The organism is Enterovibrio litoreus, assembly GCF_045679545.1.
Taxonomy (GTDB): Bacteria; Pseudomonadota; Gammaproteobacteria; order Enterobacterales; family Vibrionaceae; genus Enterovibrio.
The window spans coordinates 770,524-790,967 of record NZ_CP166194.1 but is presented as its reverse complement, the minus strand read 5'-3'; the positions used below and the strand labels follow the sequence as shown (position 1 = coordinate 790,967).

The window sequence follows — 20,444 nt, the reverse complement described above, 5'->3', positions numbered from 1 at the left end:
AATACCCGCTAAAGCGCTAGCATCAACCTGTTAATTGTAACCCTACCGAGTTCAGTTCGCGCAGCTTTCACTAAAAAAATGAGTCCGTTAAACCAGTGATTTTTTCCATTGGGTGGTTTTGGCTTCTTCGCAAGCAAACGGCTGTTGGTAACCCGAATTGGCTAACAACGCCTGCATGGGCTTGCGACCAATCACGGCGCCACAGTCCACTTTTAATTCATGCGTCACGGTCGCGGCATAAGCTTCCAATGCGTTAAGTAGAGCCTTACCTATCCCCTGAAGCCGAGATGCCTCATCCACTTCAAGCAAGGTGATAGTCGCATTGCTGACCATAATGCCGTTATGACGTTTTTCATGCTGTAATACAGCCACAGCAACAGGTTCACCATTTTTCTCCGCCACCAGCATAGGCAATTCCTGATCACTTGATGGACTCGCCAATTTGGCCAAAGCAGGAAAACGGGCTTGAAGGGTGTCAGGCGCTTGCCCTGTCGGAATTAGCGTTAAACTGATTGCACTATCCATTGCTCTTCTCTCCATGTTTTGCCGCCACACTTTACCCTCTCGCCAATACTGGGCGCAATCAGATAGAAAAGCCGCTACTCGAAGGTAGCGGCTTGTGTCACAAGTTTTGCATTTTTACGGCTTGCATGTCGTTAACCCAGTTTTACACGTGCGTTGCGGAACATACGCATCCACGGGCTATCTTCGCCCCAGCCATCTGGGTGCCATGAGTTCGCGACCGTGCGGAACACACGCTCAGGGTGCGGCATCATGATCGTCACGCGACCGTCTGTGGTGGTTAAACCTGTAATACCATTTGGCGAACCATTCGGGTTTGACGGATAGTTTTCAGTCACGCTACCGAAGTTATCTAAATAACGCAGTGCAACGGTGCCAGATTGCTCAATCGCAGCAAGATGCTGGGCATCACGCACTTCCACACGACCTTCTCCATGCGAAACAGCAATCGGCATACGAGAGCCTGCCATGCCACCAAGGAACAGAGATGGGTTTTCTTGCACTTCTACCAGGCTGAATCGCGCCTCAAAGCGCTCAGATTCATTGCGCACGAAGCGTGGCCACAAATCGGCACCAGGGATCAACTCCTGCAAGTTTGATAGCATCTGACAGCCATTACACACGCCCAGCGAGAAAGAATCTCCACGCTGGAAGAAGCGAGCGAACTGATCACGGGCGTCATCGTTGAACAAAATGGATTTCGCCCAACCTTCGCCTGCGCCCAGTACGTCACCGTATGAGAAGCCGCCACAGGCAACCAGACCATTAAAGCCATCAAGAGATACTTTGCCGCCCAGAATGTCGCTCATGTGAACGTCTTTGGCATCGAAGCCTGCTCGATCAAACGCGGCGGCCATTTCAACATGAGAGTTAACGCCTTGCTCACGTAAAATCGCCATTTGAGGACGCGCGCCTGTCGCAATAAACGGCGCGGCAATGTCTTCTTTCACATCAAACGTCAGTGCGGCAGACAAACCAGGATCGGTCACGTCTTTCTTGGCATCAAATTCTTGTTGTGCACACGTAGGGTTGTCACGCATGGCTTGCATCTGGTGGGTGGTTTCCGCCCAAATCGCGCGAAGTTCAGTGCGGTTTTGCTCCAGCACCAAATCATCACCATTCCAAATGCGCACCGTATCTTCATCGCTCAGCGTACCAATAACATGGGTACACGCTTCTAAGCCGTGCGCAGCCAAGGTCGATTGAACTGCATCCAAATCTTCAGTGCGAACCTGAACAACGGCACCCAACTCTTCGTTAAACAGTGCCGCCAGATCGTCATTACATTCGCCATCGGCAGACAAGGTATTGATGTCCACTTCCACGCCAGTGTGACCCGCAAACGCCATTTCCGCCAAGGTGACATACAAGCCACCGTCACCACGATCGTGGTAGGCCAGCAGTTTCTCGTCTCGCACCAACGATTGCATGGCAAGGAAGAAACCTTTTAGCAACTCCGGGCTGTCAACATCTGCAGGCTTGTCACCCAATTGCTTGTAGACTTGCGCCAGTGCTGTTGCACCAAGGCGGTTTTGACCTTGACCAAGGTCAACCAGCACCAGTGCACTTTCGCCTTTATCCGTGCGAAGCTGCGGCGTCACGGTTTTACGCACATCGTTCACACGGCCAAAAGCGGTAATAATCAATGACAACGGTGAGGTGTTTTCTTTTTGCTCGCCATCTTGCTCCCAGCGGGTTTTCATCGACATAGAGTCTTTGCCCACAGGAATTGTCAAATCAAGCGCAGGACACAATTCTTCACCAATCGCTTTAACGGCTTCATACAGACCCGCATCTTCACCCGGGTGACCAGCTGCAGCCATCCAGTTTGCAGACAAGTTAATGCGCTTCAAATCGCCAATATCTGCACACGCAATATTGGTTAGCGCTTCCGCGACCGCCAAACGTGCTGATGCAGCGAAATCAAGCAAAGCGACTGGTGTGCGCTCACCCATCGACATCGCTTCGCCGTGATAAGTGTCATAGCTCGCGGCCGTAACGGCACAGTTCGCCACAGGCACCTGCCATGGGCCCACCATTTGGTCTCGCGCCACCAAACCCGTGACCGTACGGTCACCAATGGTGATCAAGAAGGTTTTTTCTGCCACTGAAGGCAAACGCAGTACGCGCTGTGATGCCTCTTCTACAGAGATGCCATCACGATCAATGGCTTTACCTTCCACTTTTTGTGTTTGCACATCACGGTGCATTTTCGGTGGTTTGCCAAGCAACACGTCGAGCGGCATGTCGATTGGCGTATTGTCGAAATGCTCATCTTCAAGGGTCAAATGACGCGCTTCAGTCGCTTCACCCACCACAGCGTAAGGTGCGCGCTCACGCTGACAAATCGCATCGAATACGTCCATGTTTTCTGGCGCAACCGCCATAACATAACGTTCTTGAGATTCATTACACCAAATTTCCAGCGGGCTCATGCCCGGCTCATCGTTCGGTACATTGCGCAGTTGGAATTTACCACCGCGCTCGCCGTCATCAACCAGTTCAGGCAACGCATTCGAAATACCGCCTGCGCCCACATCATGAATAAATGCAATTGGGTTGTCGTCGCCCAACTGCCAGCAGCGGTCGATCACTTCCTGACAGCGACGTTCCATTTCTGGGTTTTCACGCTGTACCGAAGCAAAGTCCAAATCTTCCGCTGACTGACCAGACGCCATTGAAGACGCCGCACCGCCGCCCAAACCAATGTTCATGGCAGGGCCGCCAAGTACGATAAGTTTCGCACCAACAGGGATCTCTTTTTTCTGCACATGCCCGTCGCGAATGTTACCCATGCCGCCCGCAATCATGATTGGCTTGTGGTAACCACGCACTTCTTCACCGTTGTGCGACGTGACTTTTTCTTCGTAGGTACGGAAATAACCCAATAGGTTAGGACGACCAAACTCATTATTGAATGCCGCGCCACCCAAAGGGCCTTCCAGCATGATGTCCAGTGCATTTACGATACGGCTAGGCTTGCCGAAATCCGTTTCCCACGGTTGTTCAAAACCTGGGATACGTAAGTTAGACACAGTGAAACCAACCAGACCCGCTTTGGGCTTACCACCGATACCGGTTGCGCCTTCATCGCGGATTTCACCACCCGAACCTGTTGCTGCGCCCGGCCAAGGAGAAATCGCGGTTGGGTGGTTGTGTGTTTCCACCTTCATCAGAATGTGTGTGGCTTCCTGATGGTAATCATATTGGCGTGATTCAGGATTAGGGAAGAAACGTCCAACGTTTGAACCTTCCATCACCGCAGCGTTGTCTTTGTAAGCAGACAACACATAGTCGCTGTTATGCTCATAGGTATTCTTGATCATTTTGAACAGGCTCTTGTCCTGCTCAACACCATCAATCGTCCAATCCGCATTGAATATTTTATGACGGCAGTGCTCTGAGTTTGCCTGAGCAAACATCATCAGTTCGATGTCGTTAGGGTTACGACCCAACTTGATAAAGCTTTCCACCAAATAATCGATTTCATCGTCAGCCAGCGCAAGGCCCAACTCGACGTTGGCCACTTCCAGTGCTTCACGTCCCGTAGAAAGGATATCAACCGCTTTCATTGGCGCAGGTGTTGCAGCAGAAAACAGCGCAGACGCGGCTTCCATATCCGCAAACACCACTTCCATCATGCGATCGTGCAGCAAACCAGCCAGCACTTTGTGTTGATCCGCTGTCAGCTCAGAGGCCATGTCAACATAGTAAGCCGTGCCACGCTCTAAGCGCTTAATCGCATGCAAACCACAGTTGTGTGCAATGTCTGTTGCTTTGGAAGACCAAGGAGAAATGGTACCAGGGCGAGGGGTAACAAGAATAAGCGTGCCCGCAGGCGCGTGCTCAGCGATAGTTGGCCCGTAGGTGAGCAGGCGATCCAGCTTTTGCTTCTCATCGGCACTCAAAGCAGTGCTGACATCGGCAAAATGAATATACTCTGCATAGAGACCCGTCACAGGCAAATCATTCGCCTGGCAGTTTTCTAGAAGTTTATTGACTCGGAATTCGGACAGAGCGGGGGAACCACGCAAAATTTCCATGTGCGTACGTCTCTCGGTTAGCGGTGAATTAAAGTGACATTGACCTAACTCCATGACTTTGATGTTGTAAAATCGATGGGAGAGTTACGTCGATACCACTTCTGTTGTTGCTTCTGGCGCATCCACTTGTGTTCGGGGCGCTATTATAGGGGAAAAATGTGGGCGACGTAACACTTGACGCAACCGTTTGCGCAACTTTTTTTCGCCAACGATAACTGTCACTATTGTGCGTCTAAACTTAGGTACCCATCCTGCTTCACTTTATGCGGGATGCCAGCTTTGATATAACAGTCGGGAATCAATAAAGAGTGAGCATAACTTTTTGAACGCGAATGCTGTAAAACGAATCTATCAACTACTTGTTGGCACCCTGTTAGTGCTGTTTCTTTCCGGCTGTGAATGGAAATACGATGACAGAACTGAATTAGAAAAAATTCGTGACCGTGGCGTACTTCGCGTAGGCACACTGAACAACCAACTGTCCTATTACATCGGCCCCGATGGCCCAACTGGCCTTGACTTAGAACTTGCCTCGCAATTCGCGCAAAGCCTTGGTGTGCAATTGGAAATGCAACCCGCTTATACCCTCTCGGGGCTATTCCCTGCGCTCGAGCGTGGCGACGTAGACATCATTGCGGCTGGCTTGACCATCACCAAAGATCGCCTCGACCATTTTCGCCCTGGCCCTGCATATTATTATGTCAGCCAGCAATTGGTTTACAAAAAAGGCCACTGGCGTCCGCGTAACTTGTCAGAGCTCAATAAAGACGGAGCACGCGTTGCCGTGGTGGAAGATTCAAGCCATGCACTCACTTTGCAAGCGGTTCAGCGCGAATATCCTGAGATGATTTGGGAAAGCGTAAAAGACACAGATGATGATGAGTTGTTAAAGCAGGTTGCAGATGGTCAGCTCGACTTCACCATTGCGGACTCCGTCGATATTGCCTTAATTCAGCGCATTAACCCTGATATCACAGTGGCACTGGAGCTGACCGAAGACGAACCCGTTGCTTGGTTTATGAAGAAGACACAAGACGACAGCGTGTATGCGTTGATGATTGAATTTTTCGGCAAGAAGACACAAAGCGGTGAACTGGCAGCACTAGAAGAAAAATACTTCGGTCATGTCGACAGCTTTGATTACGTCGATACCCGTGCTTTCCTGCGTGCCATCGACAGCAAATTGCCTAAATGGGAACCGCTATTTAAAAAATACGCAGACCAATTTGATTGGCGTTTATTGGCGGCGCTTTCCTATCAAGAATCGCATTGGAACCCCCGAGCCGTATCACCAACAGGGGTTCGCGGCATGATGATGTTGACCTTACCCACCGCAAAATCCGTGGGTGTAAAAAACAGACTCGATCCGGAACAGAGCATTCGGGGTGGCGCAGAGTATCTACACAAAATGCTGCAACGCGTTCCAGACAGTGTGAACGAAAATGAGAAAATTTGGTTTGCCCTTGCCTCTTATAATATTGGCTTTGGTCACATGATGGATGCCCGTCGCCTGACAAAATCTCAAGGTGGCAACCCTGATTCCTGGGCCGATGTGAAGCAACGTTTACCACTACTCGCCAAACGTCAATATCATCAACAAACACGCTATGGATATGCTCGCGGCTACGAAGCGTTAAGCTACGTAGAGAATATTCGTCGTTATTATCAAAGTATTGTGGGTTATGAGCAGGAAGAGGCACTCGCGATTGATGCCGATCTCGCAGACAATCTTGATGGCTTGCAGACGATCAATGTTGAAGAAGCGCCGGATGAAGTGGAGGAATTCACACCAACTGAAGTCCTTGAACCTGTCTCAGAAGAAAATTCAGGCCAAGAAGCAGATGACAAATAGGGGATCGCCCTTGTCATAGAGTGTTCACAATGGCAGGTTATAACTTACGTGTCAGAGGCAACAAAAACGCAGCACTGGCTGCGTTTTTGTTTAAATAGGAACGGAAACTATGTTGGCTAGTAAACGAAAAACGCAGTCTACTTTTGCGCGTAATTCAAGCTCAGCGTCCAACCGCCGTAAACGCATGCGCAGCGTAAACTTGAAAAAAGTGCTTTGGCGTCAACGCACCTTCGCTATTCGAGAATTTGCCATGATGGACGAAAACTTCTAGTCCATCATGTTCGGCAAAAAATTGCTTCACTCTGGATCTTTAGCTGAGTCCTGAATGTACTTGCGTGCTTCTCTTTCAGCTTTTTTCTCGGCGCGACGACGACGGAAAAATGCCTGCAACTGAGCTCGGCATTCCTCTTCCAACACACCGCCTTGATAAGCGACATGGTGGTTTACCCCTTCATAGCTCAGCAAATTCATCACACTACCAGCCGCGCCTGTTTTGTAGTCTGGCGCACCGTAAACAACCTTACCTACGCGACTATGCACCATGGCACTCGCACACATAGGACAAGGCTCCAGCGTCACATACAGCACAGCATCTAGCAGTCGGTAGTTTTGTCGCACTTTACCGGCCTGACGAAGCGCCATCATTTCTGCATGTGCTGTGGCATCATGTTGACCAATGAGTCGATTCCAACCTTCGCCAATCACTTCACCGTTAAGCACGACAAGGGCGCCGACTGGTACTTCCCCTTCGGCTTCTGCTTTGGCAGCCAGTGCCATAGCACGGCGCATAAATTGTTGGTCTAAATCACTCTGTGTCACTGGAATCATACCCATACTTAATACAAGCGGCATCGAAGGCGGAGAGTATAAACCCAAATACCCAGAGTTGGGCAGCGACACAGAGACAAAACGTCCACGACGTATCGTTTAGGCACTTTTTCAAGCAATCTAAATTTAACACACAGATCACAAATAAACCCGTTGATCATTCAGAGTAAAAACCTCGTTAATTCGCGAGGAAAATTATTGAAGCAAGCTCTCACAACTCTATCAATAAACATTTATGTCATTTGTTTTTAACGGTTTTAACCTCAAAATCCACCTCTCAATAATGAGAATAATAAGCAGGTTTTAACCATGAAATTAAGATTGTTAGCACTTTCCCTTTTGCTGTCGGGATCGCTATCAGCGGCAGAACTGTATAACCCAATGAAAAACTACACCGCTGGCGAGCAGGTCTCTTTCAACGGCCATATTTACGAAACCCAATGGTGGGCCGATCAGGGCCAATCGCCAGCGGGTATTACGCAAAACAGCTGGGATTCACCTTGGGTATGGGTGTCAGAAGACACCAGTGGGACCACGCCGCCTACTGGCGACATCGTATCCACTGATATTCAGTATTTTGAGCGCGATCTGACCATCACGGGTGACGCTATCGGCATCTCCAATCTGGCTATCTCAGCGGTTGAACGCTATCAGGATCGTCTGTACGTAACACACGATACAGCGCCTGGCATCGTGCTGATCCTCGACGCGCGCACCGGTGCGGTATTGGGACAAATTGATGGCATCCCGCATGGTTCGAGCACCTCATCCTATAACCGCATTAATGAACTGTATATTGACAACAATCTCCTTTACGTTGCCTCTCTTTCGTCAAACCGTGTCGATATTTTTGATCTGGATAATGCACACCAACATCTGATGAGTCTGGGAACAGGCAAATACTCAGGCACACATTCTCTGATGCACCCTCAATCTGTGATGACAAATGCTGATTACGTGTTTGTGTCAGATGCGTCGAGTACCATCAAGGTATACCGCCAACACGATGTTACGCCGGACAACCACTATCGCACGCCGCATTTCGCCTACCTACAATTTGAAGGCAAGTACTCCAACCGTAAAGTACAGATGCACCAGTTGGGCGATTTCCTGTTGGTGGCAACAGAAAACCGCAATTTCTACGTTTATGACTTGCGTAAGTTAGAAGAAGCGGCCGCTTCAGGCACTCCACTTGTCGCAGACCAGCGTATTGCGTCAAAAATACTGAAAATCGACAAAGATGGCGATCAGCTCATCGTCAACCAGAATGGTCGTGTGGAATGGCATAACATCGACGATGTCATCGCCAACGGGTTCGCGTTTACCCAACCGACTCGCGTGATCTCAAAGCTTAACAACACAGCCATTGGCAACCTGAAAGATCTGCATTTTGGTGATAACGAGCTCATCACAGCAACGCCTAACGAAGTGCGTTTTGATTTGCTGCGTACCAATACTGTGACGTTTACACCCAATGAGCAGGTTGACACCACGCAACTGACCTTTGATGAACTCGCACCTTTCTCCATCACTGAAATTCTGACCAATGATGAGCCGCACCATATTCTGACCGACCGCGCCTTGCGTTCAGTAAAAGTGAACTCTCCGGTCAAAACAGCGTTCATCGATAGAGATACGATTCAAATCACCAACTACGCCGCAATCGAGCTTAGCGACTTGACCCTGGAAGTGAAGCTAGAGGGCACGGACCACTGGGTGGTTCTCGCCACGCTTGACCGCATTCCTGCCTATGCGCAAATCACCTTGCCGCTATCAGCATTCGGCCCAGGTCAATTTAACACTGCTGATAACAGTGGCTCTGTGGATCTGGAACCTGTGTTCACCAGTACGCAGCCTTACGAGACCCTGTTCGATTATCGTTTCAATTCTCAATCCGATACCTTCGCGCAAAAACTGGCAGCCATGAAACCGACGTGGGACATTCGCTTTGCGCCGAACATTGACGCTAAGTGGCGTGAGATGAATGGTCTTTACGCGCGTGAATGGCTGATCATCCTGACAAACCTGGCTTACATGGTCTCTCAAGATGAGTTCAAGCATTTGTGGTTCAATTTCGAAAGCATTTTCGGCCACAACATGAACGGCTCTGCCGGTAAGGTCGATGGACCAAACGGCTACTTCACCGCAGAAGATTACCAGTACTACTACGATACGCTGATGGTACGACCAAACGTCAATGCGGGCATCACCTCAATCGGCGGCGGTTTGGGCGGCACTGGCATTACAGGTGTCGACACCTGGATGTTCTACACCCACTATTACGGCAGTTGGGGGATCATTGCCCACGAGTTTGGCCATGGTTTTGATGGCCGCGGATCGGGTTACGGTCACCACACCAGCTTTGCACAAGGTGGCAATGGCTGGCAGCTGCTGATGACTCAGCTGGCAAACTATCATATTCGTAAAGGCGATTTGCCTTACATGGATGACAACATTAACGGGTTCTATAAACCTGAAAATGCAGCCTATCACCATGTGGCAGTCGACGCAGGCAAGCGTAAGCACCGCGCAGCTAGCCACATGTACCCTGTCGAAAACTACTTCATGATGCAATCAGACATGCCTCAAGGCTGGGTACAAAACGGCCCTGATATGAACATCAGTGCGCTTGAGAAACTCGACTTTTTGGAACGCGCCCACGTGGCGAAGTATTCAATGGGTAGCGAAACCCCGTACCTGTGCCGCTTCACGTTTGAAGATGGCGAGCAGTACGTCGGTTATGTGACTCAAGATGGCGACGATACGCGCTGTGACGCGGGTAAAGACATTTCTTACCGCCGCGCAGATGGTTCAAGCGTGCCACTTCAATCCGCGCTGAATGCCTTTGATTGGCTGTCCATTCACAACCCTGCGCTAAGTGGCGAGGCTGTGATGCACCAAAATGGTCAGCCTTTGTGTCAGGTAAACCGTGGCGGTTTCTATGGAACCGGCTTTGTTAATGCGGGGGGACAATGTGCTCAACTGCCGAACGTTTACTGGTCGAATGGCAATCGCTGGGTGTTCAGCAGTGGCTGGTCGCCGCTGACATACAGCAAAAGTTGGGTTGCGCCAACATCGAGAAGTTTCTCATTCGATGTTGCTGATGACGTGCACAGCCACGAAAGTTGTGGCTCAGTTCATTAATTGATACTAAACAGGGTCGCCATTTGGCGGCCCTATTTTTATCAGGTGTTCAGCCAAAAACTCCACCAGCAGCTTGACCCGAAGTGGCTGTAGACGACGATGAGGAAACAGCGCCCAAATGCCTTCTTCCATGTCTTGGTAGGCATTGAGTACCCGCACGAGTTCACCGGATGCCAGCGCATCATTGAGGTAATAGTCCGGCAATTGCACCAGCCCTAAGCCTCGTGTTGCGGCATCGACCAAACCCACGCCGCTGTTACATCGCAGGCTGCCTTTCACGCGAACGGTGCGCTCTTTTCCATTTTCACGAAAACGCCAATAATCATGCTGACCGAGCAAACAGTTAAACTGAGGAAGTTCTGACAGCGTATGCGGTGTTCCAAATTTTGACAGAAAGCTCGGTGCGCCACACACAATCAATTTACGCGTCGCAAGCCGTTTGCACACCATAGAGGAATCGGCTAGCCGTCCCAACCGCAACGCAAAATCACAGCCAGAATCAATCAGATCAAGCGGCGTGTTAGTAAGGTCAACGTCTATCTGAATGTCGGGGTACATTGCCATAAAGTTGAGGAGAAGCGGCATCACCACTTTTTCCCCATATGTGACGGGTGCTGTCAGCTTAATGTGACCGTTCGGGGTCTCTTGCAATTGTGTCACCGCACTTTCCGCTTCTTTTAATGCGTCAGCTACCATGCGACAGTGCTGATAATAGACGTCACCTTCTTCGGTCGTCGACACGCGGCGAGTGGTTCGATAAAACAAACGCGTATTTAGCCTTTCCTCCAGCAGTGCAACTTGTCGACTGACGTGCGCCGTCGAAATACCCAGCCGTTTTGCCGCCTTGGTAAAACTGGCGGTTTCCACCACGGCCAGAAACTCCGAAACACCCTGCCAACTCGCCATTGTTACACACCAGTAAAAGTTAATTGCTAGGATTATGGATTATCAATATCTACGGAACAATTAAACTACATACATAATGAAAGTGAAAATAGGGTTGTCACAGAAGCGGACACATGTTCGCTTCAAATATCACCTACGGTTAGTCGAGAAGGACTGATCACACCCATAGAGGACAGAGTCAATGGCGGAACAATTTATTAAATCTCGCGCAGCAGTTGCTTGGGAGGCGGGTAAACCGCTCAGCATCGAAGAAGTGGATGTCATGCTACCTAAAGCCGGTGAGGTCTTGGTACGCATCGTTGCGACTGGCGTATGCCACACAGACGCATTCACTCTGTCAGGCGATGATCCTGAAGGTATTTTCCCTGCGATTCTAGGCCATGAAGGTGGCGGCATCGTCGAACAAGTGGGTGAAGGTGTCACCAGCGTTCAGGTCGGGGATCATGTGATCCCGCTTTACACTCCAGAGTGTGGCGAGTGTAAATTCTGTAAATCTGGCAAAACCAACCTGTGCCAGAAAATCCGCGAAACGCAGGGCAAGGGCTTAATGCCAGACGGCACCACGCGTTTTTACAAAGATGGCAAGCCTATCTACCACTACATGGGTTGTTCTACGTTTTCTGAATACACAGTATTGCCAGAAATTTCATTGGCAAAAGTGAACCCAACGGCGCCATTAGAAGAAGTCTGCTTGCTCGGTTGTGGTGTTACAACTGGCATGGGCGCGGTACTCAACACAGCCAAAGTGCAAAAAGGCGATACCGTGGCGGTATTTGGTCTTGGTGGCATTGGCTTGTCAGCGATCATTGGTGCAGCCATGGCAGGTGCGAGCCGCATTTTGGGCATCGATATCAATGAAAGTAAGTTCGAACTGGCGAAGAAACTTGGCGCGACCGATTGTATCAATCCAAGCAAATACGACAAACCAATCCAAGAAGTGATTGTTGAACTGACTGACGGCGGCGTGGATTACTCTTTCGAGTGTATTGGTAACGTCAATGTAATGCGCTCAGCATTAGAGTGCTGCCACAAAGGTTGGGGCGAATCAGTGATCATCGGCGTGGCAGGCGCGGGCCAAGAAATTTCAACCCGTCCGTTCCAGCTTGTCACTGGTCGTGTTTGGCGCGGTACCGCTTTCGGTGGGGTGAAAGGCCGTTCAGAATTACCACAAATAGTCGAGCGCTACATGGCGGGAGAATTCAAGCTGGATGACTTTATCACCCACACCATGGGGCTGGATAAAATCAACGAAGCATTTGATCTCATGCATGAAGGCAAGAGCATCCGCTCTGTCATTCACTTCGACAAGTAGCCTTTCCACAGTGACAACAACGCGGGCGTACTCGCAGTGCGCCCAAACTGGAGCCCAATATGAGTCTTGAAAATACCAGCAGCAATCGTAGCTGTGGCGGTTGGCACAAGCAGTATACGCATACCTCTCGTACCGTGCACTGCAACATGCGATTCGCTATCTATTTGCCGCCGCAGGCCTCTGAGTCAAACAAAGTGCCGGTGCTCTATTGGCTGTCAGGCTTAACGTGTACTGATGAAAACTTCATGCAAAAAGCTGGCGCGCACAAATTAGCCGCTGAACTTGGCATCGCCATCGTCGCGCCCGATACCAGCCCGCGTGGTGACAATATCCCTGATGATCCCGACGGCGCATATGATTTCGGCGTGGGTGCAGGGTTTTATTTGAACGCCACCGAAGCCCCATGGAACCGTTACTACTACATGTACGATTACGTGGTGAAAGAACTGCCTGCCGTGATTGAAGGCCACTTCCCTGTCAGCGATGTAAAAGCCATTTCAGGCCACAGCATGGGTGGACATGGCGCGCTAACGATTGCACTGAAAAATAGCGATGCGTACCGTTCCGTATCTGCATTCAGCCCTATTGTTAATCCTTCCACAGTGCCTTGGGGACAGAAAGCGTTCACCAATTACCTAGGCGACGATCAGGCAACATGGCTGGAATACGATGCCTGCGCTTTGATCAAAAAAGCCGATAAGCATTTACCGATGCTGATTGACCAAGGTGATGGTGATCAGTTCTTACACGATCAACTCAAGCCGGGCAATTTACTGCTCGCGGCTGAAGAAGCGGGTTACCCCCTCGAACTTCGCATGCAAGAAGGTTATGACCACAGCTATTACTTTATTGCCAGTTTCATCGATGACCATCTTCGTTTTCACGCTCAGCACCTCAAAGGCTGAATATCTCGCATTTGAAAACAAAAAAACCGGCCGAGGCCGGTTTTTCTTTCTCTGACGAGGCAATGCAAAGGAAGCGTTAGAAGCCCAGTGGAATGTTGAAGCTAAAGAACACAATCAACATGGTAGTCCACACCGTCAGGAACGCTGCCGAGTATGGCACCATCATTGCAATCACATCACCAAACGTCAGGTCAGGTTTGTACTTACGCATGAAGGCCAAGATCACACCGGCATAGGTCATCATTGGTGTAATGATGTTGGTCGAAGAGTCGGCTACACGGTAAGCCGCAGAGACCAGATCCGGCGTCATGTTTGGGTTCACTTGATACAGCATTGGAATGAAGATCGGGCCAAGTAGCATCCACTTCGATGTCAAACCACCCACAAACAAGTTGATCAGCGCAGTCGTAATCACAAAGCCAATAATCAATAGAACAGGGAATTGCTCCAGCCCCATTGACATCAAACCTGTTGCGCCAAGGTAAGTGATATACACACCCAGACCTGAGTAGCTCAATACCGCCAAGAAGTTATGGCTGAAGAAGGTCAGTACCAGCACGTAGCCAAAGGTGTTCATCTGCTTCACCATGGCATTCACCACATCTTGAAGCGATTTGAATTTACCAGTGGTGTAACCGAAGCAAATGCCTGTTACCGCAAACACCATCGCAATCAACAAGATTACATTGTTCATGTACGGTGTAACCGTTCGACCCGCTTCATTGGTGTACGGCGCCAATGGGCCCATTGCCAATGCGACAATCGCTGCCAGTGACGCAATCAGTCCCAGACCAGCCATACGCAAGCCTTTTTGCTCGATTTCACTCACGCTGAAATCACTTTGGTCCAGATCTTCTGGTAGCACGTAATCCATCTTTTCCAGACGCGGTGCAACAAAGCGTTTAGTGACCCATGCACCAAGGAAAGCAAGCAAGAACGTTGAAGCGACAATAAAGAAGTAGTGCATGGTGGCTGGGTTTAACGCTTCACCCGCCGCCGTTTCGAATGGCACATTCTGAGATTCAGCAAAAACACGTGCATTTAAGCCGATGATGACATCCACTGGCGTGGCAGGGATCAAGTTCGCACTAAAGCCGGCCGATACACCAGCAAATGCTGCAGCCATACCGATCAGTGGGTTTTTACCCACGCCCGCGTAAAGCATACCCGCTAGCGGGATCAGTACCAGATAACCTGCATCGGTGGCAATCGAACTCATGATACCGAGGAAAACCAGTAGCATTGGCAGCCATTTTTCATTCAGCTTCAGGCCAACACGTTTAATCACCGCACTAAGCAGGCCTGAATTCTCGGCAATACCAACACCCAGCATCACCACCAGAATAACGCCTAGGACACCGTGGCCGAACGACAACCAGTTTTTCAAGATAGCGTTATCAAACATCCAACGCACATTTTCTGCGGCCAGCATGCTTTTTACTGTGTGTTCAACCGGAGAGCCGTCGGCACCGGTTGTTTGAAATTCCATACCACCGATGAGACCCGTAATGGCCAAAGCGGCCACAAGAAGGAACATAAAAATGATGACGGGATCGGGGATTTTCTTACCTATGCGCTCAATAAACGCAATTGCACCACGCGGTTGCGATGCTCCTTGTGAAGCTTGACTCATGTCGTACCACCTTATCGCTGAGTTTTATGTTTCGTTTGCGCCAAGAACTTAGCAGATGCCTCTTTTAGAGTAAAATTCCAATTTATAAGATAAAAAAGCATTAATAACTAGCATGGTTTAAATGGTCACGATCAAAGCTCGCCCGTTATCATTCAATTAGTCAATAGTGTGATAATTAGGTGACAATCCAGAACATACCGCTTATATACAAAAAACCAATAAAAAAGAAATCAATGGCTTTATGTTTTGTTTATGTTGCCATTTTGTAGCTCAATAAATTAACAAGTCGGCATTTAACCAAATCAATGATGTGTGCTTTACAGAACAACGGGCAAGAAAAAGCCCCGCTAAAAAGCAGGGCTTGAAGTTAGGCATATTGTAAAAAACGACGAACCGTTTATCGCTGAGGCTGTTATTACATCTGGTAGGTGTACGGTGCTTGTATACCCAATGGAATACCCAGCGCCCAGTATGCCAACAAGAAGATGCTCCAGCCGATCAGCATCGCAATCGAGTAAGGCATCATCATTGAAGCCAAGGTACCAATCCCTGTGCTCTTCACGTAACGCTGACAGTAAACAACCACCAGAGGGAAGAACACCATCAACGGAGAAATGATGTTAGAAACAGAGTCACCCACACGGTAAGCCGCTTGTGACAGCTCAGGGGATATACCCAACGCCATCAACATTGGCACAAGGATTGGACCAATCAATGCCCACTTCGCAGACGCAGAGCCAATCAACAAGTTCACACACGCTGTCAGCAAGATCATACCAATGATGGTCATCTGACCTGGCATGTTCAATGTTTTCAGAAGATCTGCACCTTCTAACGCCAACAATGTACCAATGTTTGATTGGCTAAATGCCGCAAGGAACTGCGCACAGAAGAAAGACATTACCAAGTAGCTACCCATGGTAGACATGGTCTGGCTCATTGCCACAATAATGTCGCCTTGCTTCTTGAACGTACCTGCAACACGTCCGTACACCACGCCCGGGATCACGAACAGAATGAAGATCAGTGGCACAATCGACTTCATCAGTGGCGCAGAGAATGCCGTCAACTCGCCCTCTGGCGAACGCAGTGCTGATGTTTCAGGTAGCAGTGCAAAAATCAGTATCGCAATCCCTGTCAACATCGCAAAACTTGCACGATTGAACGCCTTGCTTTCGATTGCGCTGAAGCTACCTAGATCAGGGGCTTTTTCTGCATCTTCATCAATAGGCAGTTTGCTTAGGCGCGGCTCGATGATTTTTTCAGTGACATACCAACCGATCGCGACAATAAGAATCGAAGACAGGCCCGTAAAGTAGATGTTTGCCAGTGGGTTAACCACATAGTCTTTGTCTAATACTTGCGCAGCAGACTGTGTAAAACCTGCCAACAGTGGGTCGATACCTGCAGGAACAAAGTTTGCTGAGAAACCACCTGATACACCAGCGAACGCTGCAGCAATACCCACTAACGGGTGACGTCCCGCCGCGTGGAAGATAATGCCACCTAGCGGGATAACCAGAACGTAGCCCGCATCTGCTGCGGTGTGCGACACGATAGCCACTAGGATAAGTGCCGGAGTCAGCAATTTCTTAGGGGTAACGTTTAGCATCTTCTTCAGGCCTGTGGTGATAAAGCCTGACGCATCTGCCACGCCCACACCCAGCATTGCCACCAGCACGATCCCCATAGGGGCAAAGCTGGTGAAGGTGGTGACCATATTAGCGAGGAAGTTGGCTAGCGCAGTCCCCGTCAGCAGATTGTTGATTTCGACAGCCTGACCAGAAATTGGGTGTATCAGGCCAAAATCAACCTGAGAAAGAACGGCAGACAGGCCCCATACGATTAATAGCCCATAAAAAAACAGTAATGCTGGATCAGGAATTTTGTTCCCTGCTTTCTCAATCCCATTGAGAAACTTGTCCATTGCGCTTTTTGGCGCGTCTGGAATGTTGTCCATAGCATGGTTACTCATGTAAAGCTCCATGGTTAATTGTGTGTGTTTGCATTGCGCGTTTTAAATTTTTACATTCAAACAACGTCATCATTATTGAGCAGAATAAAATACATACTTATTCCCAGTTTTGTAGCCACTAATATCAATTAAAGTCACAAAAAAAGAAGATCAGCTCAATTTACACACAACAAATAAACACAATGGATACAAGGTGAATCCTGATCAGCAACAATGTCAAAGAAACCGTTACTTCAGGCGGAAAGGAAGAGTATTAGGCAGGGTAAGACGACACAGCGTCACGGTATTGAGAGACAATGGCAGAAAGGTAGACAAAATCGATACAAAAAAGGCACGCGATGCGTGCCTTTCGTTTTTCTCTTTCACATTTCAATCAAAGAGGAATTATTACCACTCTAACATCAATAAGAGGAAAGCCACCTTTTATTACAGCAAGTTAGATTTGAACCGGTTTGCGATACCATCATCTATACCATGTTCAGATTTTTTTCGTTTTTTTGCTGCAAGTTGACGTTTTAGCTCAGCTTTTGCCTAGGCAGCTGTGGGAGAGGAATAAGTTTGATCCTATAAACCAATAATATTGATTAAATGTAGAAGTTAATATGGTTTTAAACCGATAGATAACCACTACCCGTTGTGCGTCGCCTTGGGCTTGAACCCCCTGAAAAAACATCAGAAGGCACCCCGTGGGGTGCCATATTGGTTGGGATGAGCTTCCCCCCCCTAATGCAAATTTTCTTCTGGTTCGTCCGGATAAGGACTATCAAAAGCGTTGGCTGAAACGCGGACAGTCAGAGAATCAGATAACCCTCTGATCTTATCCAATATCTCTCGAGGGCAACTTTCGGCAAAAGTTAAAACAAAGCCATAGATCAAACCATCATCACTGCTGTTTTCCAGCGTATCCCATTCCAAATACTCAAGCTCTTCTTCTGTTATGCCAAGCTCTTCTGCCAACCTGCTCTGATAGCGTTTACCATACCGCAGTTCCGGATCTACCCAATCATCATTGACGCAGCCTCCAGCTTCAAGCTCGTATTCGTAAAAACCACGCTTGCCAGCTATGCGAGGCAATGTAACCTGTACAACCATATCAAGAGTGTCTCCACAAAATGGTTTATCGTCCATTGGATTGCCTTTGTACTGGGATTTAGCAATAGCTACCAGTTCATCACCACGATCTTCAATTTGTACATCATCGTAATAAGGACTATCGAAAAATTCCGCATTAGTTTCAGCCATAGCCCCCGAAAGCTGATCATCTATAAGATATTGGCAATCGGGTAGTAGGACTTCGACAATGTAGTTTTCTAGTGAGTCATAGAGCCAAGTATATTCACCACCTAACCCTTCATCAGCAAGCATGTCTGATAGAAGCTTGGCAAGGTCAATTGAGCGTCCAAGGTCATTTGGCAAGCCATTTAGCCTAGATCGCCTCTCATTCATCAAAGGTATGTCAGGAATGAATATATATGCCTCTTCTAGCTGAACCAGTGGATAAGTCTTCTCGGCCATAAGAGCCGCATGGCTCTTATACCCAAAAAAAGCAGCAACAAGCTCTCTAGCATGTGAAGCTTTCAGTTTTGTCGTAGATTGGGAGGCATGATTTTGACGCATGAAATCTGCGCACAGTTTTGAGAGGTCAATACTCATGGGAGTAATCCTTTCTTAACGATGCCGGACTTTAAAGGTAGTGGTAAGTGTTTAAATCACTACTCTTGCCAGCATGGTTAATAAAGATCAACTGCAATGGGCAGGTAGTTAGATTTGCTGTCTTTTAGGTCACTTACAGCCTTGGCAATCAGCTCCGATACTCAAAGTATCAGATTACCCAATTTTGGCAAGACAAAAAGTGATGTGTTCAGATGTCCAAGTTCAGACAAGATCAACAGTATGAAACTTTATTCCTCCCCCAGAGCAGAACATTAGGCGATATCCACACTGATCAGCTTTAGCTCATACGCGGCTATATGCATTCTTCCCCCCTCTGAAGCACTACTAAAGAGCTATGCCACATCGCCAAATATCGGAGTCAGATTTAACAAATAACTAAGCCCGCTCAAACGGTGCGCCAACACCTCGCGGGCTTTGTCATTGTCATGATATACAAACCAAGATTAGCTCAGACTTAGTACGGATATCAAGCATCTTGTACCACGCCAAACATATTCGTAAAGATCGGATTGATTTGTTTCATCTTGCCGTATTACGAAGGTAATCGAGAACTACCTTAAGATGCCTCTGACAATCGAAAATAATGCCTTGAGGGAATGACTAGGGCCGTATTAAGGATAATACGGCCGTGGTTTTATTTGCCGTAGTAGACTTGATTTACATGGGATTCGAGGACTTTAATCTCAGCCAGCATGTCTTCAAAAACGTAAGGTAACTGGCCTTCGGGGAACATGTCCGCCATTTCTTTCCAGTCCTTCTCGTAGTGATCATACATATCGTCAACAGGCACAAGGAAGAGTTGCTGCTCTCGCGCAGCATCACACTGTTCCTTATTGGTTCTGTAATGAATATCACAAAACTCAACCAATTGATCCATGAGTGCCTTATCTTCGCACCAGTTATTGTCTTTGTTGTGTAACTGCAAGATATCGTACAAGTGCCTGGCGTACTTAGGCTTGGAGGCTTGGCTCATTAAGTTGCAATGCACAGCAAACATTTTTTCTAGCAGCGTTCGTGCGGGATCGAGTGCCACAACATCAAACGGAGCTTCCTCAAAAGCGTCAATATGCTCGCCAAGCATGTGGTTGATTGACACGGTCGAAACCGGGTTATTCTGTGACAGGCTCCCCGTCTCAAGCAACACGCGTCGCAAGACTGCATTGCCCTCTTCCATCACTGAAGGATAGTGAATTCCCAAGTTCAGAGGCTCTTCACTTTCAATCTCGAGGGTTATCCTTGAGTCCAAAGCCATCAAGGCCGCTGTCAAGGGTTTAATCAACTCCGCTTGCACAAACTCACGGGCCTTGTCATCAATCGCTTTTGCTTCGTCCTGCATCTTGCCGCGGCCACGTTTAGGCTCACGAACCACTTCTTTTTCGCCGAACAGTTCCATTGAAAAAGAGAGATCGATATCTTCCGACATCCGGTTGATTAAGTGATGGCACTTCGACAGCGAGGTTCCCCCTTTAAAAATAAAAGGATCATTACATCGGTCAAGCAGTGTTGGCACGATATCCACGTACAAAATCCTCAGAATACACGTGACGTAAAGGTCTTTTTCGATGATGTACGCGGGGAGTTGCTGGGGATGGATGTTAGATGCCGCCAAGAGGGCTTCTCGGCGGCCACTATCGCTTTCTGTAAAAAAAG

The 20,444-nt window shown here is 48.6% G+C and carries 13 protein-coding genes; 5 read left to right on the top strand and 8 right to left on the bottom strand.

The genetic code is table 11. From position 1 onward, the window contains the following. Positions 1-87 precede the first annotated feature (87 nt). Together AB8599_RS03340 and purL are read right to left on the bottom strand one after the other, a co-directional pair. The gene (locus tag AB8599_RS03340; RefSeq protein WP_407332397.1) at positions 88-525 is read right to left on the bottom strand and encodes a GNAT family N-acetyltransferase; all 438 of its coding nucleotides are present in this window, start codon (positions 523-525) and stop codon (positions 88-90) included. A gap of 131 nt (positions 526-656) precedes the next feature. Further along, complete coding sequence (gene purL, locus AB8599_RS03335) at positions 657-4,565, bottom strand: phosphoribosylformylglycinamidine synthase (protein ID WP_407332396.1); 3,909 nt, start codon at positions 4,563-4,565, stop codon at positions 657-659. 322 nt (positions 4,566-4,887) lie between these two features. Here purL and mltF point away from each other — a divergent pair, with 322 nt between their 5' ends. Next, entirely contained in the window at positions 4,888-6,417 is a 1,530-nt protein-coding gene (gene mltF, locus AB8599_RS03330) for a membrane-bound lytic murein transglycosylase MltF (protein WP_407332395.1), read from the top strand. Positions 6,418-6,526: 109 nt separating this feature from the next. Continuing rightward, positions 6,527-6,688 carry a hypothetical protein gene (locus AB8599_RS03325; protein WP_407332394.1) on the top strand — a complete coding sequence of 54 codons (162 nt, stop codon included), beginning with the start codon at positions 6,527-6,529 and terminating at the stop codon, positions 6,686-6,688. A gap of 26 nt (positions 6,689-6,714) precedes the next feature. Here the strand turns inward: AB8599_RS03325 and tadA are convergent, their stop codons facing one another. Continuing rightward, positions 6,715-7,245: a tRNA adenosine(34) deaminase TadA gene (gene tadA / locus AB8599_RS03320; protein WP_407332393.1), complete on the bottom strand. Its 531-nt coding sequence runs from the start codon at positions 7,243-7,245 to the stop codon at positions 6,715-6,717. Positions 7,246-7,554: 309 nt separating this feature from the next. On the opposite strand from tadA, the gene AB8599_RS03315 reads away from it, so the two are divergent. Next, entirely contained in the window at positions 7,555-10,389 is a 2,835-nt protein-coding gene (locus AB8599_RS03315; RefSeq protein WP_407332392.1) for a hypothetical protein, read from the top strand. 6 nt (positions 10,390-10,395) lie between these two features. Here the strand turns inward: AB8599_RS03315 and AB8599_RS03310 are convergent, their stop codons facing one another. Beyond that, positions 10,396-11,295, bottom strand: a complete 900-nt coding sequence (locus AB8599_RS03310; RefSeq protein ID WP_407332391.1) for a LysR family transcriptional regulator — start codon at positions 11,293-11,295, stop codon at positions 10,396-10,398. 181 nt (positions 11,296-11,476) lie between these two features. Here AB8599_RS03310 and AB8599_RS03305 point away from each other — a divergent pair, with 181 nt between their 5' ends. Both AB8599_RS03305 and fghA read left to right on the top strand, forming a co-directional pair. After that, entirely contained in the window at positions 11,477-12,607 is a 1,131-nt protein-coding gene (locus tag AB8599_RS03305) for an S-(hydroxymethyl)glutathione dehydrogenase/class III alcohol dehydrogenase (RefSeq protein WP_407332390.1), read from the top strand. Positions 12,608-12,666: 59 nt separating this feature from the next. Further along, positions 12,667-13,512 carry an S-formylglutathione hydrolase gene (fghA, locus tag AB8599_RS03300; RefSeq protein WP_407332389.1) on the top strand — a complete coding sequence of 282 codons (846 nt, stop codon included), beginning with the start codon at positions 12,667-12,669 and terminating at the stop codon, positions 13,510-13,512. Between the two features lie 76 nt (positions 13,513-13,588). On the opposite strand, the gene AB8599_RS03295 is transcribed toward fghA, so the two are convergent. The 4 genes from AB8599_RS03295 to AB8599_RS03280 form a co-directional block, all read right to left on the bottom strand. After that, a complete protein-coding gene (locus AB8599_RS03295; protein WP_407332388.1) occupies positions 13,589-15,145 on the bottom strand; it encodes an AbgT family transporter in 1,557 nt (518 codons plus the stop codon). Positions 15,146-15,560: 415 nt separating this feature from the next. After that, on the bottom strand, positions 15,561-17,120 hold the full coding sequence (locus AB8599_RS03290) for an AbgT family transporter (protein WP_407332387.1): 1,560 nt from the start codon (positions 17,118-17,120) through the stop codon (positions 15,561-15,563). A gap of 723 nt (positions 17,121-17,843) precedes the next feature. Next, complete coding sequence (locus tag AB8599_RS03285) at positions 17,844-18,773, bottom strand: hypothetical protein (RefSeq protein WP_407332386.1); 930 nt, start codon at positions 18,771-18,773, stop codon at positions 17,844-17,846. 655 nt (positions 18,774-19,428) lie between these two features. Continuing rightward, positions 19,429-20,313, bottom strand: a complete 885-nt coding sequence (locus AB8599_RS03280; protein WP_407332385.1) for a nucleotidyl transferase AbiEii/AbiGii toxin family protein — start codon at positions 20,311-20,313, stop codon at positions 19,429-19,431. Between the last annotated feature and the right edge of the window lie 131 nt (positions 20,314-20,444).

What these genes read in the sequence shown, in the direction of transcription:
- AB8599_RS03340 (WP_407332397.1), bottom strand. Translation starts at nt 525, where the DNA reads ATGGATAGTGCAATCAGTTTAACGCTAATTCCGACAGGGCAAGCGCCT.
- AB8599_RS03285 (WP_407332386.1), bottom strand. Translation starts at nt 18,773, where the DNA reads ATGAGTATTGACCTCTCAAAACTGTGCGCAGATTTCATGCGTCAAAAT.
- AB8599_RS03315 (WP_407332392.1), top strand. Translation starts at nt 7,555, where the DNA reads ATGAAATTAAGATTGTTAGCACTTTCCCTTTTGCTGTCGGGATCGCTA.
- purL (WP_407332396.1), bottom strand. Translation starts at nt 4,565, where the DNA reads ATGGAAATTTTGCGTGGTTCCCCCGCTCTGTCCGAATTCCGAGTCAAT.
- tadA (WP_407332393.1), bottom strand. Translation starts at nt 7,245, where the DNA reads ATGATTCCAGTGACACAGAGTGATTTAGACCAACAATTTATGCGCCGT.
- AB8599_RS03305 (WP_407332390.1), top strand. Translation starts at nt 11,477, where the DNA reads ATGGCGGAACAATTTATTAAATCTCGCGCAGCAGTTGCTTGGGAGGCG.
- AB8599_RS03295 (WP_407332388.1), bottom strand. Translation starts at nt 15,145, where the DNA reads ATGAGTCAAGCTTCACAAGGAGCATCGCAACCGCGTGGTGCAATTGCG.
- AB8599_RS03290 (WP_407332387.1), bottom strand. Translation starts at nt 17,120, where the DNA reads ATGAGTAACCATGCTATGGACAACATTCCAGACGCGCCAAAAAGCGCA.
- AB8599_RS03310 (WP_407332391.1), bottom strand. Translation starts at nt 11,295, where the DNA reads ATGGCGAGTTGGCAGGGTGTTTCGGAGTTTCTGGCCGTGGTGGAAACC.
- AB8599_RS03325 (WP_407332394.1), top strand. Translation starts at nt 6,527, where the DNA reads ATGTTGGCTAGTAAACGAAAAACGCAGTCTACTTTTGCGCGTAATTCA.
- fghA (WP_407332389.1), top strand. Translation starts at nt 12,667, where the DNA reads ATGAGTCTTGAAAATACCAGCAGCAATCGTAGCTGTGGCGGTTGGCAC.